This is a genomic window from Mesorhizobium sp. B2-6-1 (genome assembly GCF_006440475.1).
Classification (GTDB): Bacteria; Pseudomonadota; Alphaproteobacteria; order Rhizobiales; family Rhizobiaceae; genus Mesorhizobium.
On sequence record NZ_VFUH01000006.1, the window covers coordinates 187,378 to 204,748 of the forward strand.

Below are 17,371 nucleotides of genomic sequence, written 5' to 3' on the forward strand. Positions count from 1 at the left end.
CCCTACTGCCCTACTGCAAAGACTTCAGCAAATTGTCGATCGTAGACGGATTGAACTGCGGTTTGGCCGGAGGCGGATTGTCGTTGGCCACCGGCGGCGGCGCCCGTTCCGGGTTCGGCGCCTGCTCGGCGCCCTTGCGCTCTGCTTCCAGCCTTGCCTTCTCCTGCGAGGCGGTCCGCATCGCCTCCTCGGCCTTTGCCTTGGCATCCGCCTCGGCTTTGGCCTTTGCCTCGGCATCCGCTTTGGCCCTGGCCTCTGCTTCGGCCCGCGCCTGAGCTTCCGCCTCGGCTTTCGCCTTGGCGTCGGCCTCGGCCTTCAGCCGCGCCGCCTCCTCCTGCTGTCGCAGCTCCTCGGCCGCCTTGTCGCGCTGGTCCTGCAACGCAGCGTAATAGCGCACCTCGCGCCGCAGCCGCTGCTTCTCCAGCAACGCGGCCTGCATCGCCTCGACCCGCTGCTGCTCCTTCTCGAGCGCGCGCTGGGTCAGGAACTGCGCCAGCGGTTCGCTGTCGAACTGCCGTTTGACGGCGCCGAACGGCCCCTCGACGCTGAAATTCATCGCCGGTTCGGAACCGACGAGCGCTTCGTCGCCGGGCCGGTAGGTGACCGCGCCCTTGGCGGAGACCGTATCGGCATTGAGGTCCGCCGTGATGTCGGCGGACAAGGTCGCCGAAGGATTTTCGAGGCTGATCGGCGGCGCTCGCAGCGTGCCACCTGCAATGGTGAAGGCGATGTCGGTATCCTTTGCCGCGAAACTGCCATCTGCCGCGATAGCGGGCGCGAAGCCGGCGGTCTTGGCTGCATCGATATCGCGGCCGATCGCGTCCGCCTTGGCGAGGAAGGTGCTGAACGCATTGGGATTGACGCCGGCGACCGTGACGCCCTTCAGCGCCGCCGTGCCCGAACCCGACAGAGCGGCAACCATCGCGTCGACCGATTTGCCGCTTGTCGAAAACGCCGCGGAGATATCCCCCTTGCCGCCGATGCCGGCATCCGGCAGCAAGGCTGGCAGATCGGCGTCCGCGAGCTTCATCTGGCCGGTGAAAAGCCCAGTGCCGTCATTGTTTTTCAATTCGAACAGGCCGGTCAGCGCACCGCCAAGGAATTTCGCCTTGAGATCGGACACGCGGATGCCTTCCTGGTCGAGCTTCAGCGACAAGGCCGCGTCATAGGCGGTCGCGAATGGCCCTGCGGCAAGGGAAGCCGTGGTCAAGTCGAGATCGGCCGTGAATGGAAGGCTGGATTTCTGGCTGAACGGGGCCGACGGCCACACACCGCCGTTGTTGTCTCCGCTCTTGTCCGTGAACGCGGAATCGCCGAACAGCGCCACCGCCATCGGGTCGAGATCAAGTTCGTCGAGCGCCAGCGAGCCGGCCAGATGCGGCACGCCATCTTTGCCGTCAATCCCCTCCTTGACGTCGATGTTCACGTCACCCGACACCGCAGCTTCGTTGATGGCGGCGTTGAGGCCGGAGAGCACCAGTAGGCCGTTGCCGTAATCGGCCTGCGCGGTGAGCGACGTCGACGTGCCTGTCCCCATGCCCGGCAGGCCTATGCCCGATGTCATCAGCCAGGGCTCGATGTCGGCCGTATCGAGGCTGACCTTGCCCTTCGCGACCGGACCTTGCGGCGTGTCGGCTACGGTGCCGTCGAAACCGGCGTTGAAGTCGTTGCCGGCAAGGCTGAAGCTCGTCGCCAGGCCGCCGCCCAGCGTGCCCTTGGCCTGGATGTCGGTGCTTGCCTCGCCGAGCATGCCGAGCGGCAGTGCCGGCAAGCCGTAAAGTGCCAGCAGCGCTGTGGCGTCGGGGTTCCTGGCATTGAAGGTCAGCGCCACAGGCGCTTCAAGAAGCTTGTCGACCGCTCCCTTCCCCGACAGCGAGGCGGAAAAGGACGATCCGCCGGCCTTGCCTTGCCCGCTCACAGCAAGCCCTGTTGTGCCGTCGCCATTGTCGGCAGCACTCACCACAAGATCGACGCGCGAGTCCTGGAACAGGTCGGGATAAGCAGCGGCGCGGCTTGCCAGTCCCTTGAGCACGGCATTGTCGGCATAGTGCTGCGCCGCCACGTCTATCAGCGGCTTCAGGTCGACGGCGACCACGGAGGCGTCAAGCTTGCCGGTCGGGCTCGCTGGGAAATCCTTGATCCGGCCTGTGGCGCTGATCGACGCGCCAGCCAGCCCGCCCACCGACAGCCGGTCGATCTCAAGCAGCCCGTCGCGCAGCCTGAGCGCGGTGTCGACCGTGTCGGCGGTCAAGCCTCCGGCACTGACCGGTCCCGCCTTGATCTGGAAATCGAGGTCGCGGTCGGCAAATCGGTTGGCGCCCTTGTCACTGATGAAGATCGAAGCGAAGGCCGCTAGCCCGTCGACATCGAGATCGCCGCCTTCCAGCCGCATCAGCACCGAGGGCCTGGCGTCGTCGGGCTGGCTGGAATCGATGCGGCCGGAAAACATCGCTTTGCCCAGGACCAGTTCGAGATCGCTGAAGGCCTGGCGCTTTTCGGAGAGATCGACTTTAGCCCGGAAGCCGGCGGCGGGCAGACGCCGGATCGCCTCGTCGACGTCCTTGGACAACCAGGCAGCGAAGCCGGAAGGCTGCGCCACCGCCAGCAGCAGCGAACCGGTGAAGCCGAAATGGTTCTCGACGCTGAGCAGGCCGTCGGCCTCCAGCGTGGCGCGGCCGGGCAGTGTCGCGGCGAGCGATTTCACCGACCAGCCGCCATCGACCGGCTCGGCGGAAAGATGAACGTCGCGAACCGTGGTGTCACCGGCCACCACGGCCGGCAACCTGACCTCGACCGTTCCGGGAATGGTCGGCTTGGGCAGGTCGAGCAAAGCCTGTTCCAGTCCGGCAATGCGCTGATCCAGTGTCAGGCCGGCGCCTGCCGCACCCACGGCCTCGTCGAACTGCACCTGCGCGCCATTGGCCTCGATGGCGAAGCTCGGCTTCTGGCCGAGATCGATCGAGGCCTTGCCGTCGGCGGTATAGGGATTGTCGAGGGGTCCGGTCTCGAAGCGGAATTCATCGATGCCGAGCTTCTGGTGATCGAGCGCGAACTTGCCGTTAACCCGAAAGCCGGGATTGGACTTGCCGGTGCCGACCTTCACCGTCTCGCCATCGGTGCCCCGCAACTGGGCTGAGTTCTTATCGGCGCCGGAAATCTTGAACTGTCCGGAGTAGATGGCGGCGCCGTTGACGATGCCGGCATTGCCGTCGGTTTCGATGACCAGCGGATACGCGTCGGGATCGGCCTTGAGCCGAAACCGCATCTGGCCGTTGGCTTCGGCCTTGCCGGTAGTGGCGGCAACCGTCGTGCGCAGGCCGTCGAACCTCAACGTGCCATCCATGCGCCACGGGCCCGCCAGCGATTTGGCCGAAATGGTCGAATTGATCTCGGACATGGTGTGGCTGCGTCCGCCGGCGGCATGACGCAGCTCGATCTGCCCTTCCGTCACCGTCAGCTTCTCGATCGAGATCTGGTTGAGGTTGAAGGGCGAGGACGGCCGCATCGCCCAGTCGACGGTGCCATTGGCGGCGATGTCGATCGTCGCTTTCGGCCGCACCAGCCGCATGTCGAAAATCAGCACCTCGCCACGCAGGAACGGCGCCAGTTCCGCATCCATCGAAAACGTCTCGACGGTCATCGCCGGCTGGCCGGCGGGGCCGCCGGCAACGGCGACATTGGAGAAGGTTACCGACGGAAACGGCAACAAGCGCGCCGTGGCGTCGCCCTGCACGGTCACCTTGCGGCCGAGAATGGCGCTCGCTTCGCGCTCGAACTGCGCCCGATAGCCGGACCAGTCGACAAAATACGGCCCCACCAGCGCCGCGCACAGCACCAGCACGAACAGGCCACCAAAGATCACGAACAGGCGTGCGAGCATCAGTTCCGAACGGTTTGGTTGAAATCAGCCGCACTCTACCTGCATCCGCGTGTCGATAAAGAGGCAATTCGATCGTCGTCGGCGACAACCATGGACGGCGTTCGATGTTGCGCGGTCGCTCTTGATCGCGATACCTTGCTTTGGGCGTCCTCGCCCTGTTCCGGTCGCGGCGTTTTCCGATCCGGGATCGTCTGAAACAATCCTGGAAAAGCGGAGAATTGGGGATGTCGGGGAAGAACTGGGACCGTGTGCCGATCGATGCGCAGAGCGTCGACGCGCCGCTTTCGCAATCAGCGATTTTCCTTGTCGTCACCATAGCCGATGAACAGGCGGTTCTCGGAAAGGTTTGTTCCGTACTCGGCGACCTTGACGACCTGGTCAAGACTGTCGGGTTTCGCGACCTCGGCGGCCGCCTGTCCTGCATCGCCGGCATCGGCCACGATCTATGGAACCGGCTCAACCCCGGCCGGCGGCCGGCGGAGTTGAAGCGGTTCACGCCGATCAAGGGTGCGGTTCACGCCGCGCCCACGACGCCGGGCGACCTTCTCTTCCATATCCGCTCCGAGCGGCCAGACATGTGCTTCGAGTTCGAGCGTATCCTGCTGGACAGGCTTGGTGCCGGCGTGACCGTCGTCGACGAAGTCTCGGGGTTTCGTTATTTCGATGCCCGCGACCTGCTCGGTTTCGTCGACGGCACAGCCAACCCCACCGGCCTCGATCTGCCCGCCTCGGCGCTCGTTGGCGACGAAGATCCCGATTTTGCCGGCGGCAGCTATGTCGTCGTTCAAAAATACCTGCACGATCTCCAAGCGTGGGCGCGAATCCCCACGCCCGTGCAGGAGGCGATCATCGGCCGAACCAAGATCGACAACATCGAAATCGATGATGACGAAGCGCCGCGCAAATCGCACAAGTCGCTCGCCACCATCGAGGATGCCGACGGCACCGAACATGACATATTGCGCGACAACATGCCGTTCGGCCGGCCGGGGCAACGGGAATTCGGCACCTACTTCATCGGCTATTCGAGATATCTCTGGGTGATCGAGAAGATGCTGCAGCGCATGTATGTCGGCGACCCGCCCGGCGCCTACGACCGGCTGCTTGATTTCTCCACCCCTCACACCGGCACGACATTCTTCGCACCGACACGGCCGATGCTGCAGGTGCTTGCCGAGGCAGCGCCAGAGAAGTTGGCCACTCGGTAAACGACGCACACAGCAAAGCGGCCTACCGACCACGTGCCGGCGGAGAAGCGTTTGTCGTGCTTCGGCGTGCTGCGGAGATCAGCACGCGATCATCGGCGTCATCAGTGCGAATTCAACGCGCGTCGCGCTTTGCCTGCGCCACCTTGGCCGCTTTGCGTTGTCGGCCGAGCTCAGCCGGCCGAACCAGATTCGGCGTCCTCTGGTTTGCCACCGCTCGCATGCCCTTGTGCGCAGTGCGCGCGTTGAACGCTGGACCATCCGTCGGCGCTTTCTGCTTCAGGGCCAGCGCCTTGCGCGCGCTGTCGACCAATGAGACGCGCGCCGTCAACTGGCGGCGCCGTTCGGCCTCGCCATTCAACCGCCGCATGGCCGTCGCCAGCATCGCAAGCTTCAACTGAGAGCCGCCATCGGCCTTTGAAGCGACAGCCCCTTTCGGTGTGCCCTTGCCCCGGATTTCGCGCCGGCGTCGATGCGCCTCGGTCTGCGCCTTGTCGCGCCGCTCCCGAAGGCGTTTGACGAGGCCGGACAGATCGGCGTCGGAAAGGTCCTGGACCGCCGGATGGTGCGATTTTTCCACCAGCTCGTGTTCGTCGGCACTCAGCGCGCGCGCTTCTTCCTTGCGTGAAATCGCCATGACACCACTCCTCCGCTTGGGTTGCCCGTCTTCTGGGCCTTCAGCACACGGAGTCTCGGCCCGATTGGAGGTGGGGTCAAGACGAGCCGATGACGGCGTCTACTCGGCAGCCGGCAGGATCTTGCCCGGGTTCATGATATCGAGCGGATCGAGCGCCTGCTTGATCGTGCGCATGATGTCGACGCCGTGGCCGAGCTCATGGCGCAGGAAGCCGATCTTGCCTTGGCCGATGCCGTGCTCGCCGGTGCAGGTGCCCTCCATGGCGATGGCCCGCATGTTGAGCCGCGCCACGAACTTTTCCGACAGCGCGATTTCCTTCGGGTCGTTCACGTCCATCAGCACCAGGACGTGGAAATTGCCGTCGCCGGCATGGCCGACGATCGGCGCGACAAGCCCCATTTCGGCGATATCGGCCTCGGTTTCGGTGACGCATTCGGCAAAACGCGAGATCGGAACGCAGACATCGGTCGACAGGCCCTTGGCGCCTGGCCGCAGCGTCAGCGACGACCAATAGGCGTCATGTCTGGCCTTCCAAAGTTTGGTGCGCTCCTCGGCGACACTGGTCCACAGGAACGGTCCGCCGCCATTCTCCTCGGCGATCATGCCGAAGGTCTCGGCCTGCTCGGCAACGCCGGCATCACTGCCATGGAATTCGACGAACAGGCACGGGCTTTCGGGATAGTCGAGCTTGGAATATGTCTTCATCGCCCGCATCTGCAGCGCGTTGACCAGTTCGATGCGCGCCACCGGAATGCCCATCTGGATCGTCGCGATGACGGCGTTGCAAGCCGCTTCGACGCTCGGAAACGGGCAGACACCACCGGAAATCGCCTGCGGAATCCCTTGCAGCCTCAAGGTCAGCGAGGTGATGATGCCGAGCGTGCCTTCCGAGCCGACCAGCAGCCGTGTCAGGTCGTAGCCGGCCGAGCTTTTTTTTGCCCGCTTGCCAGTGGTCACCGCCTCGCCATCGGCCATGACGGCCGTCAGCGACAGCACGTTCTCGCGCATCGTGCCGTAGCGCACCGCGTTGGTGCCTGAGGCCCGTGTCGCAGCCATGCCGCCCAGCGAGGCATTGGCGCCGGGATCGATTGGAAAAAACAGGCCGGTGTCGCGCAGATGCCGGTTGAGATCCTCGCGAGTCACCCCGGGCTCGACCGTGCAGTCGAGATCCTGCGGATTGACCGATAGGATCCGGTTCATCCGCGAAGTGTCGACCGAGATGCCGCCGCCCGGCGCGTTGGTGTGGCCTTCGAGCGAGGAGCCGACGCCGAAGGCGATCACCGGCACGCGGTGCGCGGCGCAGGCGCGCACGATCTCCTGTACCTCGGCGGTCGTTTCCGGGAAGACGACGCCGTCCGGCGCCTGCGTCGGGATGTAGGTTGTCGTATGCGCATGCTGGGAGCGAACCGCCCGGCCGGTCTGAAAGCGCTCGCCAAACCGCTGCTTGAGGATGCCGAGCACGGCGGCGATGCCTTCTTCGTTGCGCTCGACCGGATTGAGGTCGCTCAGGGCCATGAATTCCTCCGCGAATGGACCAGTGTCCATGCTTGTCATGCATTTATGGATGATGCCTAACGCAATTCCAGGAAAAGTGTGAAGCGGTTTTCCCCGGAAAAGCGCCTAGCGCTTTCCCTGGGGAATTGTATCAAAGAGGCGGTCCGACGTTTCCGTGAAACGATGAACCGCTCTTACAACCACGCTCTGTCCAGCACCAGAACAAGGAAGTTGCCATGCCGATCCCCGCCCCTTTTGTTTCTCAGCCAATGGCTATCGAGAAGGACTGGATCGATTATAACGGCCATCTCAACATGGCCTACTACAACGTCCTGTTCGACCGCTGTTCGGATGAAGCCTTTGAGGCGATGGGCATGGGGCTGGACTATGTCAAGAACCGCCGCCTCACCATCTACACCGCCGAAGTCCATGTCTGCTACGTGCAGGAACTGCATCTCGACCACAAGGTCACAGTTTCCTTCCAGCTCATCGACCATGACGAGAAGCGGCTGCGGTTCTACCAGGAAATCCGCCATGCCGACGGCTGGCTCGCCGCGACGTCCGAGCAGCTTGCACTGCATGTCGACATGTCCGGCCCCAAGGTAGCCCCCTTTCCCGCCGACGTGCTGGCCAAGATCGAAGCGATGCGCGCCGCTCACGCAGCCTTGCCGATGCCCGAACGCGCAGGCCGCTCGATCGGCATCAAACGCAAGACGGCTTGAACCCGCCCGGGGCCCGCGTTAACCTTACCGAGGTTTTAACGGGAACAAGCCGATTGGACCGTTGCGCGACTCAGCGGGCCGTTCGAAAACGATCCGCATCGAAGTAGCGACACGGGCGGCGGGGCATAGCCGATTCGGGGGACGTGCATGAAAACCGATATCAAAGTCGAGGTGGACAGGCTCGCCGCCGATCCGCGCATTACCGACTATGATTTCTGGCGCTCGCTGAAGAACGTCAACAACGAGATCTTCCACATCGCCAACAACAATGAGCCGATCCCCTTCGACATGATCCGCTGGCGCGTCATCCTTAAGCAGGCCCGCATGAAGCGCGGCCACGCCTGACGCTGCGGGTAGAGCGGCCACTCCGTTGACGACATTCCGGGCGTTTGACCTCAACCCTGCCGCCTGATCGCCGCCAGCGGCGAGCGCGCCGCCACCGGCGAAGACTGGATGATCGCCGTGTTGGTCATCGCGTAGGGAATGATACGGTCGATCACCCGTTCGAGTTCGACCACCGAGCCGACATGCGCCAGCGCGATGAAACAGTCCTCGCCGGTTACCCGGTCGCATTGCGCGATCTCGGGTAGGTCGCGGATGATCTCGGCCACGACGGCGAGCTGCCCCGGCACCGGCCTGATGCGCAGCCATGCCGACAGGTTCAGGCCAAGCGCCGCCGGATTGATCCGCACGCAATAGGCTTCGATGACGCCGCTCTCCTGAAGCTGCTTGACACGCTCGGACACGCTCGGCGCCGACAGGCCGACGGCGCGCGCCAGCTCGGCCGTGCTGGCGCGCGCATCTTTTTCCAGCAGGCGCAGTATCTTCAGATCGACCGCGTCGAGGTCGAGATTTTCGTTTCGAAGGCGCTTCATCAAAAACTCCTTGCATCCGGAAAGCGACCGAGGTCCCTGAACGACCACGACCCATATCAAACGGAAAAAATACCTGCGATACTGATCCGATGAACGATCGGACGCAAGTCCAAACCACGCCCGCAGGTGCGGCCTTCACCAGCCTGGCGACATCGCTGCCGCCGCATGTGTGGTTCTGCGTCAGCGCCGTGTTCCACTATCTCGGCCCTGCCGTCGCCGTGCTTTTGTTTGCGCAGATCGGCGTGCTGGGCATGGCCTGGCTGCGCATCGCCACCGCCGCGTTGATTTTCGCGCCGCTGACGCGTCCGTGGCGAACCTTCGCCCAGGCCGATTGGTCGACACGGCTGCTGCTGCTCGCCTTCGGCGCCTGTCTGGCAGTGATGAACTGCTCCTTCTATCTGGCGCTCGACCGCCTGCCGATTTCGCTGGTGGCCGCGATCGAATTCGTCGGCACCATCGGCGTCGCGCTGGTCGGTCTCCGAAGCGCGCGCAATCTCGCTGCCCTTGCCGTCGCCGTGGCCGGCACCTTGCTGCTGATCGACGTCAAATGGTCCAGCGATCCCATCGGCCTGTTCTGGGCCTTCCTCAACGGCGCGCTGTTTGTGGGCTATATCGTGCTTGGCCACCGCGTCGCCGCTTCAGGCGCCGGCGGCGGCATTGCCGGGCTCGGCGCCGCCATGGCCGTGGCCTTCCTGGTCGTGCTGCCGATCGGCCTCACCGACGCGTTGCCCGCCTTTTTCTCCGCGCCGCTGCTGCTGGCGGCCATCGGCGTCGGCATCTGCTCCTCGGTCATCCCCTATATCTGCGACCAGCTCGCCATGGCGCGGCTACCGCGGTCGAGCTTCGCGCTGATGCTGTCGCTGCTGCCAGTCACCGCGACGCTGATCGGCATTCTCGTGCTGCGCCAGATCCCCGGCATCAGCGACTGCATCGGTATTGCGCTGGTGGTGGCCGGCGTCGCCTTGCATAGGCCTGCGAGCACGCAGTAGATCCTCCGCTAAGCCAGTTTCTCCTTCAGGAAGGCGACGGTCCGGCCCCAGGCGAGATCAGCCGCCTTCTTGTCATAGCGCGCTGCCGAAGTGTCATTGTTGAAGGCGTGATTGGCGCCTTCATAGACATAGACCGTGTATTCGACATGCGCGGCATCGAGTTCCTTCTTGAAGGCGTCGATGCCGGCATTGGTCCGTTCGTCCAATCCGGCATAGTGCAGCAGCAGCGCCGCCTTTATCTTGGAAACGTCCGCGGCCTTCGGCTGCATGCCGTAATAGGCGACACTTGCCGCCAGATCAGGCGCGTTCACGGCGAGCATGTTGGCCGTGCCGCCGCCCCAGCAGAAACCGACGACACCGACCTTGCCGTTGCCGTCCTTGTCGGCCTTGAGGAAAGCCACCGTCGCGACGCCATTGGCGACGGTCTGCGCCGGATCCAGCTTGGTGAACATGTCGCGCGCCTTGTCCTCGTCGGCGGGCGTCTCGCCGAGCGGCGACAGGAAATCCGGAGCGAGCGCCACGAAGCCCTCCAGCGCCACGCGCCGGGCGACGTCGCGTATATGCGGGTTGAGCCCCCTGTTTTCGTGGATGACGATGACGGTGCCGAGCTTGCCCGCCTGGTCCGCCGGCTTGACCAGATAGCCCTTCATCTCGCCGCCGGCGCCGGGATAGGTGATGTCCTGGCCTTTCACGCGGGGATCGTTCTCGGCGACGATGGCCGCCTGGGCGGAGTTGGCAGCCAGCATCGGCGCGATCGCCGCGGCCGCCGCCCCGGATCCCGCAAGCCGGGTCAGTTGCTCCATGAAGCGGCGGCGATCGAGTGTCAGATGCGTGTATTCGTCATAGGCGTCGATCATCGCCTGGGTGATCCCAAGCTTTGCTGGTCTGGCGGCTGCTTTGGTCATGGCGCATTCCTCGGCTTCAGGCTTCAACACCGGAGCTAGATAGGGGCGCGGCTGGGCCGGTCCAGCCTGGATGAGCGCAGCGGCAAGCATCGGCCGCAGCCAGTGAAGCCGGCAACGCCGGCGCCCGCCCCATCACTTTTTGGTCATCGCCGATAAATCCTGCCGGCACTGCCACAATGGTAAGGGAAGCTGCGTGCTACCGATGCCCGTCCCATCCCGTCCCGACCAGAAGGAGCGCCGCCGATGACCATGCCGATCCTCACCAGCGCGTTCGTCCTTGCCCTGGCCGCCGCTCAGGCATTACGCTTCAGGCTTGCGGACGCAGGCAGGCGGTCGATGATCGAGCTTCGCATCGGCCGGGACCACCGCCCGGACCCGAAATTCCCAAATTTGAGGTGAGACCATGAACGTCCAGGATATCGTCAACACCGTCTCGCAAAAGGCGGGCCTCGACCAGGCAACGACCGAGAAAGTCGTCGGCACCATCTTCTCGGTGCTGGAGCACGAGGCGGAAGGCACCAACGTCTCGGGTTTCTTCGCCAAGATTCCCGGCGCCGACGATCTCGCCCGCCAATACGACGTCATGGCCGCCGGCGCGGCCGGCGGTGGTGGCCTGCTGTCCTCGTTGCAAGGCGCGCTGGGCGGTGTTCTCGGCGAAAAGGCCGGCGCACTGATCAACGGCGTCGCCGCGCTCAAGGCCTCCGGCCTCGATATGGCGCAGATCAGGCAGGCCGGCGCCGCGCTGATCCAACAGGCCGAAGCCGCCGCCGGGCCTGACCTCACCAATGAAGTGCTCGGCTCGGTGCCAAGCCTGAAGAGCCATCTCGGAATCAGCTAGGGCGCGATCCTGCGGGACCGAACCCGTTCCTTACTTCGGCAGTGCGTATGCCATTACATAATCGCCGGGCTTGGTGCCGACCGAGCCATGGCCGCCGGCGACGATGACCACGAACTGGCGCCCGTCAGCCACCGTGTAGGTCATCGGCGTCGATTGCCCGCCGGCTGGCAGGCGCGCCTGCCAGAGCTGCCTGCCTGAGGTCAGGTCGTAGGCGCGCAGGTAGTCGTCGACCGCGGCGCCGAGGAAAGCCACCCCGCCGGCGGTGATCATCGGCCCGCCAATGCCGGGCACGCCGACCTTCAGCGGCAAAGGCAGCGGCGTCATGTCGTAGACCGTGCCGTTCCTGTGCTTGTAAACGATCTGTCCGGTCCTGAGGTCGGCTCCGGCGACATAGCCCCATGGCGGCGCCTGGCACGGAATGCCGAGCGGCGACAGGAACGGTCCCATCACCACCGCATAAGGAGCGCCGTCATTTCGGTTCAGCCCCTGCTCGCTGCCCTTGGCGTCGCCTGGCGGCGGCACGTCCGCGCGGGGCACAAGCCTGGAGGTGAAGGCGAGATAGGTCGGCATGCCGAACAGCACCTGCCGGACCGGATCGACCGCCACGCCGCCCCAGTTGAAGACGCCGAAATTGCCGGGATAGACCAGCGTGCCCTGCAGCGATGGCGGCGTGTAGCGGCCCTCATAGCGCAGCCTGTGCAACGCAATCCGGCACGCCAGCTGGTCGAACATGGTGATGCCCCACATGTCGGCATCGGTCAGCGGCGGCGGATTGAAGGAAAGGTCCGACACCGGCTGCGTGGGCGATGTGTGGTCGCCTTCGATGGCGCCGCCGGGCGCCGGCACTTCCTTGACCGGGATGACCGGCTCGCCGGTGCGCCGGTCGAGCACGTAGAGGTCGCCCTGCTTGGTCGGCCCGACCAGCGCCGGCACGACCGTGCCGTCGGCCTTGGTGATGTCGACAAGGCTCGGCTGCGCCGGCACGTCCATGTCCCACAGGTCATGATGCACGGTCTGGCGCACCCATTTCAATTGCCCCGTATTGAGGTCGAGCGCGGTGATCGAGGAGGAGAATTTCTCGACATTGGCGCTGCGGCCGGCGCCGAGCTGGTCCGGCGTCTGGTTGCCGAGCGGTATGTAGAGGAGGCCGAGCTTCTCGTCGGCACTCGGCGTCGACCACATGTTGGGCGAATTGGCGGTATAGGTCTGGCCCGCCGCCAGCGGCGTGGTCTGGTCGGGATTGCCGGAATCCCAGTTCCAGATCAGCGCGCCGGTGGAGGCGTCGAAGGCGCGGATGACGCCGGACGGCTCCTGCGTCGAATAATTGTCGTTGACCGCGCCGCCGACGATGATCTTGTCGCCTGATATCAGCGGCGCCGATGTCGAATAGTAATAGCCGGACTTGGGATAAGGCATGCCGGTCAGAAGGTTCAGCGTACCGCCTTCGGCAAACGCCTGACAGACCTGGCCGTTGGCGGCGTCGAGTGCGATCAGCCGCGCATCCGAAGTCGGCAGGTAGACACGCGCGGCGCAAGGCTGCCCGGCACCGATCTTGGCATCGGCGTAATACGAGACGCCGCGGCAGGTCTGGTGCTGGCGGTCCTTGTCGAGCTTGACCTGGGGATCGTAGCGCCACTTCTCCTTGCCCGTGGCGGCGTCGATGGCGATGGCGAAATTGTGCGGCGTGCAGATGTAGAGCGTATCGGCGATCTTCAGCGGCGTCACCTGATAGGTGGTCTCGCCGACATCGTCGGGACCTTTCACGTCGCCGGTGCGATAAGTCCAGGCCGGCTGCAGGTTGGCGACGTTCTCCGGCGTGATCTGGTCGAGCGGCGAATAGCGCTGGCCATAGGGCGTACGGCCGTAGAAGTGCCATTCGCCGGCAGGTATGTCCCCGCCTAGATCGGCCGCCGGGGTCACCTTGTCGGTGTCGAGATTGCCGGCAATATCCTTGGGATCGGTCGTCATTGAATAGCCGGCGACCGCCAGCGATGCCAAAATGGCGAGAATGAGCGGCGCGCGGCCATCGGGACCAACAAGGCCCCGCCTCGCCCACGGCGTCAGCAGCCACAACGCGACGAGCACGATGATGCCGCCGCGCGGCCCGAGTTCCCACCAGTCGAAGCCGATTTCCCAGACCGCCCAGGCAAGCGTGCCCAGCACGATCGCGGCGTAGAGCCAGAGCGCGGTGGATCTGCGCCGGTAGAGCAGCCATGCTGCGATGAGGAAGGCGATGCCTGATATGATGTAGTACCAGCTACCTCCCAGTGAAGCCAACCAGATGCCGCCGGCGCCAAGCGCGAGGCCGATGAGGAGGAGAATGAGGGAGGTGATGGTGACAGCCAAGATGATACTCCTTCGACTGTTGCGCGCCTCGAGGCGGCCGTGGGCAACAGGATCCCCTCCCTGCCCTTTGCGCAGCTTTCCCTCACCCGCCCTGCCTGTCAAGCAGGCCGGAAACAATCAGGGATGGAACAAAACGTAGACAGTTCTGGTCTTTCTCTGCCGAATCACTACATTCGGGGGCGATGTCCGGCTTTTCCGAAGACATGCCCTTTTTCGATGAACCCGATGCGCGGCCCACCGCCCCGTCGGGCATCGCCGCGCGCGCCATGGCTGCCCGCAGCGGCCACAACAACGCGCCCGACTATCTCAAGGGGTTGAACCCCGAGCAGCGGCTGGCGGTGGAAACCACCGAAGGTCCCGTTCTGGTGCTGGCCGGCGCCGGCACCGGCAAGACGCGCGTCTTGACCACCCGCATCGCCCACATCCTGGCGACCGGAAAAGCCTTTCCCTCGCAGATCCTGGCCGTGACCTTCACCAACAAGGCCGCGCGCGAGATGAAGCAGCGCATAGGCATCCTGATCGGCGAAGGCAATGTCGAGGGCATGCCCTGGCTCGGTACCTTCCACTCGATCGGCGTCAAGCTCCTGCGCAGGCACGCCGAGCTTGCCGGGCTGAAATCCGACTTCACCATCCTCGACACCGACGACGTCGTGCGGCTGATCAAGCAATTGATCCAGGCCGAGGGCCTCGACGACAAGCGCTGGCCGGCCAAGCAGTTCGCGCAGATGATCGACGGCTGGAAGAACAAGGGGCAAGGCCCGGCTGATATCGCCGAGGGCGATGCGCGCAGTTTCGCCAACGGCAAGGGCCGCGAGCTCTACAAGGCCTATCAGGAGCGCCTGCAGACGCTGAACGCCTGCGATTTCGGCGATCTGCTCTGCCACCCTATCCGCATCTTCCGCGCCAATCCGGACGTGCTGAAGGAGTATCATAAGCGGTTCAGATACATTCTCGTCGACGAGTACCAGGACACCAACACCGCGCAATACATGTGGCTGCGGCTCCTGGCGCAGCGGCCAAATAGCGGGCGTAGCGCGACGTCTACGGATTTGCATTCGGCCGAAGGCCGCAAGCTCGACCGGGCGTCCGAGCCTTTGCGAAGCCCCTCCCGCGACGCCGAAGGCGCGCAGAAAAGAGGGGTCGGGCCCGCGCCGGCAGGCGCGGAACAGCCCGTGAGCGAAAACAAAGTAAACATCTGCTGCGTCGGCGACGACGACCAGTCGATCTATGGCTGGCGCGGCGCGGAGGTCGACAACATCCTGCGCTTCGACAAGGATTTTCCCGGCGCCACCATCATCCGGCTGGAGCGCAATTATCGTTCCACCGCGCATATCCTCGGCGCCGCTTCGCACCTCATCGCCCACAATGAAGGCCGCTTCGGCAAGACGCTGTTCACCGATCGCGACGATCCCGAGGACGGCAAGGTCAACGTCCACGCCGCCTGGGATTCCGAGGAGGAAGCGCGCGCTGTCGGCGAGACCATCGAGGCTTATCAGCGCCAGAAGCACAATCTCAACGACATGGCGATCCTGGTGCGGGCGTCCTTCCAGATGCGCGAGTTCGAGGACCGCTTCGTCACGCTCGGTCTCAACTACCGCGTCATTGGCGGCCCGCGCTTCTATGAGCGCATGGAGATCCGCGACGCGCTTGCCTTCTTCCGCGTCGTCGCGCAAGGCGCCGACGATCTCGCCTTCGAGCGCATCGTCAATGTGCCCAAGCGCGGCCTCGGCGAAACCACCATCCGCCAGATCCACGACACGGCCCGCGCGCTGCGCGTACCGATGTTGGAAGCCGCCGCCAAGCTCGCCGAGAGCGATGAATTGAAGCCCAAACCGCGCGCTGCATTGCGCGAGGTCGCGGCCAATTTCGAACGCTGGCAGAAGGCGCTGGAAACCACGCCGCATACCGAACTGGCCGAGACCATCCTGGAAGAGAGCGGCTACACCGACATGTGGAAGAACGACCGTTCGGTCGAGGCGCCCGGCCGGCTGGAAAACCTCAAGGAGCTGATCCGCTCCATGGAGGAGTATGAATCGCTGCGCTCCTTCCTCGAACATGTCGCTCTGGTCATGGATGCCGAGCAGAACGCCGAACTCGACGCCGTCAACATCATGACGCTGCATTCGGCCAAAGGCCTCGAATTCGAGACCGTTTTTCTCCCGGGCTGGGAGGAAGGCCTGTTCCCGCACCAGCGCGCGCTGGACGAAGGCGGCCGTTCCGGCCTGGAGGAGGAGCGCCGGCTGGCCTATGTCGGCGTCACCCGTGCCAAGAAGAACCTGCACATCTGGTTCGTCTCCAACCGCCGCATCCACGGCCTGTGGCAATCGACGATTCCCTCCCGCTTCCTCGATGAACTGCCTGAAACCCATGTCGAAGTCGCCGAAAGCGGCAACTCCTATGGCGGCTACGGCAATTCCTATGGCGGCGGCTCGTTCGCTTCCGGCCGAGGCGGCCAGGGGGCAGGAAGACAGAACCCCTATGGCGCCTCGCGCTTCGACAATGTCGGCGCCGAAAAATCCGGCGCCTTCTCCAACAGCTACGCCACGCCGGGCTGGCAGCGGGCGCAGCAGAACCGCACCGAGGCGACCGATCGCAACTGGGGCTCGGGCTCCGGCCACCAGGTCGAGCGCATCGGCTATGGCGAGACCGACAGCGGCTACGGCGCCGGCCGCACCTCGATCAAGGGCCGCACCATCGACGGCGAGTTGGTCGCCAAATCCGTCGCCGACACACCGTCTCCGTTCAACGTCGGCGACCGCGTCTTCCACCAGAAATTCGGCAACGGCAACATCGCGGCCATCGAGGGCAACAAGCTGACCATCGACTTCGACAAAGCCGGCCAGAAACGCGTGCTGGACGGATTTGTCGCGGCGGTGTGAGAAAAATGGACACTGGCTCGGGTAAGGAGCTGGCCGAAAAATCCTGAGGTTTTCTTGTGAAAATCGAAGTAGATTTTGATGCTAATTATATTTGCGATTTCACAGCTAAAATTGATTGGAATCAATTCCAATAGCGTGGACGTCCGGAGTGAAAGGAACTTTCGGTAACCACCCGGGCCGGACCGCTCAATCCACCTTCTTCTCGCCCGCCTCGCCGGCCTTGACGATATCGCCGGTGGTGAACAGGATTTCCTTCAGTTCCGCGCGCCAGTCCTGCTTCCGACGCAGCAGGAATTCGAGGTCCATGCCGAAATGCTTGAACTCCTCGCCTTGCGCGTTCTTCATGATGGCGCGGGCCTGCGGGTCCTTCTCCACCGACATGCGCTGTTCATACCAGGAGATCGCTTCCGCTTCCTCGATCAGCGAGGTGATCATGCGGGCGAAGGTTCGCACCTCCTGCGACAATTCTTCGGGCGGTTCGTGGTACTGGTCGAAACCCATGTGGTCGTCCTCCCTCAATGGCTCGCAATGCGAGCAGGCACCGGCCGTGCCATGAATGCATGAGAGGTGCAGCGGGTTCCGGATCGCACCCACAATTCAG

At 64.2% G+C, this 17,371-nt stretch carries 14 protein-coding genes; 7 read left to right on the forward strand and 7 right to left on the reverse strand.

All coding sequences use genetic code 11. The annotated features are described in order from the left end of the window. Positions 1 to 10 precede the first annotated feature (10 nt). Entirely contained in the window at positions 11 to 3,880 is a 3,870-nt protein-coding gene (locus FJ443_RS15135; protein WP_140664696.1) for an AsmA family protein, read from the reverse strand. Positions 3,881 to 4,104: 224 nt separating this feature from the next. On the opposite strand from FJ443_RS15135, the gene FJ443_RS15140 reads away from it, so the two are divergent. After that, positions 4,105 to 5,088 (forward strand): Dyp-type peroxidase, encoded by a 984-nt coding sequence (locus tag FJ443_RS15140; protein WP_140495294.1) that lies wholly within the window; start codon positions 4,105 to 4,107, stop codon positions 5,086 to 5,088. Between the two features lie 112 nt (positions 5,089 to 5,200). On the opposite strand, the gene FJ443_RS15145 is transcribed toward FJ443_RS15140, so the two are convergent. Both FJ443_RS15145 and FJ443_RS15150 read right to left on the reverse strand, forming a co-directional pair. Then, on the reverse strand, positions 5,201 to 5,722 hold the full coding sequence (locus FJ443_RS15145) for a hypothetical protein (protein ID WP_140495292.1): 522 nt from the start codon (positions 5,720 to 5,722) through the stop codon (positions 5,201 to 5,203). Positions 5,723 to 5,821: 99 nt separating this feature from the next. After that, on the reverse strand, positions 5,822 to 7,237 hold the full coding sequence (locus tag FJ443_RS15150; protein WP_140495290.1) for an FAD-linked oxidase C-terminal domain-containing protein: 1,416 nt from the start codon (positions 7,235 to 7,237) through the stop codon (positions 5,822 to 5,824). A gap of 215 nt (positions 7,238 to 7,452) precedes the next feature. Here FJ443_RS15150 and FJ443_RS15155 point away from each other — a divergent pair, with 215 nt between their 5' ends. Then, a complete protein-coding gene (locus tag FJ443_RS15155) occupies positions 7,453 to 7,938 on the forward strand; it encodes a thioesterase family protein (protein WP_140495288.1) in 486 nt (161 codons plus the stop codon). Between the two features lie 147 nt (positions 7,939 to 8,085). Then, entirely contained in the window at positions 8,086 to 8,283 is a 198-nt protein-coding gene (locus FJ443_RS15160; protein WP_140495286.1) for a hypothetical protein, read from the forward strand. 50 nt (positions 8,284 to 8,333) lie between these two features. Here the strand turns inward: FJ443_RS15160 and FJ443_RS15165 are convergent, their stop codons facing one another. Next, positions 8,334 to 8,813, reverse strand: a complete 480-nt coding sequence (locus FJ443_RS15165; RefSeq protein ID WP_140557567.1) for an Lrp/AsnC family transcriptional regulator — start codon at positions 8,811 to 8,813, stop codon at positions 8,334 to 8,336. An 89-nt stretch (positions 8,814 to 8,902) separates the two neighbouring features. Here FJ443_RS15165 and FJ443_RS15170 point away from each other — a divergent pair, with 89 nt between their 5' ends. Next, entirely contained in the window at positions 8,903 to 9,802 is a 900-nt protein-coding gene (locus FJ443_RS15170; RefSeq protein WP_140557565.1) for an EamA family transporter, read from the forward strand. An 8-nt stretch (positions 9,803 to 9,810) separates the two neighbouring features. On the opposite strand, the gene FJ443_RS15175 is transcribed toward FJ443_RS15170, so the two are convergent. Then, on the reverse strand, positions 9,811 to 10,707 hold the full coding sequence (locus FJ443_RS15175; RefSeq protein WP_140557563.1) for a dienelactone hydrolase family protein: 897 nt from the start codon (positions 10,705 to 10,707) through the stop codon (positions 9,811 to 9,813). 243 nt (positions 10,708 to 10,950) lie between these two features. On the opposite strand from FJ443_RS15175, the gene FJ443_RS31175 reads away from it, so the two are divergent. Both FJ443_RS31175 and FJ443_RS15180 read left to right on the forward strand, forming a co-directional pair. Further along, the gene (locus FJ443_RS31175) at positions 10,951 to 11,106 is read left to right on the forward strand and encodes a hypothetical protein (protein WP_181168351.1); all 156 of its coding nucleotides are present in this window, start codon (positions 10,951 to 10,953) and stop codon (positions 11,104 to 11,106) included. Positions 11,107 to 11,110: 4 nt separating this feature from the next. After that, complete coding sequence (locus FJ443_RS15180) at positions 11,111 to 11,545, forward strand: hypothetical protein (RefSeq protein ID WP_140664700.1); 435 nt, start codon at positions 11,111 to 11,113, stop codon at positions 11,543 to 11,545. A gap of 30 nt (positions 11,546 to 11,575) precedes the next feature. Here FJ443_RS15180 and FJ443_RS15185 read toward each other — a convergent pair whose 3' ends face one another. Beyond that, positions 11,576 to 13,891 carry a glucose/quinate/shikimate family membrane-bound PQQ-dependent dehydrogenase gene (locus FJ443_RS15185; protein ID WP_140664703.1) on the reverse strand — a complete coding sequence of 772 codons (2,316 nt, stop codon included), beginning with the start codon at positions 13,889 to 13,891 and terminating at the stop codon, positions 11,576 to 11,578. Positions 13,892 to 14,073: 182 nt separating this feature from the next. Between FJ443_RS15185 and FJ443_RS15190 the strand changes: the two genes are divergently transcribed. After that, the gene (locus tag FJ443_RS15190) at positions 14,074 to 16,770 is read left to right on the forward strand and encodes a UvrD-helicase domain-containing protein (protein ID WP_140664706.1); all 2,697 of its coding nucleotides are present in this window, start codon (positions 14,074 to 14,076) and stop codon (positions 16,768 to 16,770) included. A gap of 186 nt (positions 16,771 to 16,956) precedes the next feature. On the opposite strand, the gene FJ443_RS15195 is transcribed toward FJ443_RS15190, so the two are convergent. After that, entirely contained in the window at positions 16,957 to 17,271 is a 315-nt protein-coding gene (locus FJ443_RS15195; RefSeq protein ID WP_140567336.1) for a hypothetical protein, read from the reverse strand. Between the last annotated feature and the right edge of the window lie 100 nt (positions 17,272 to 17,371).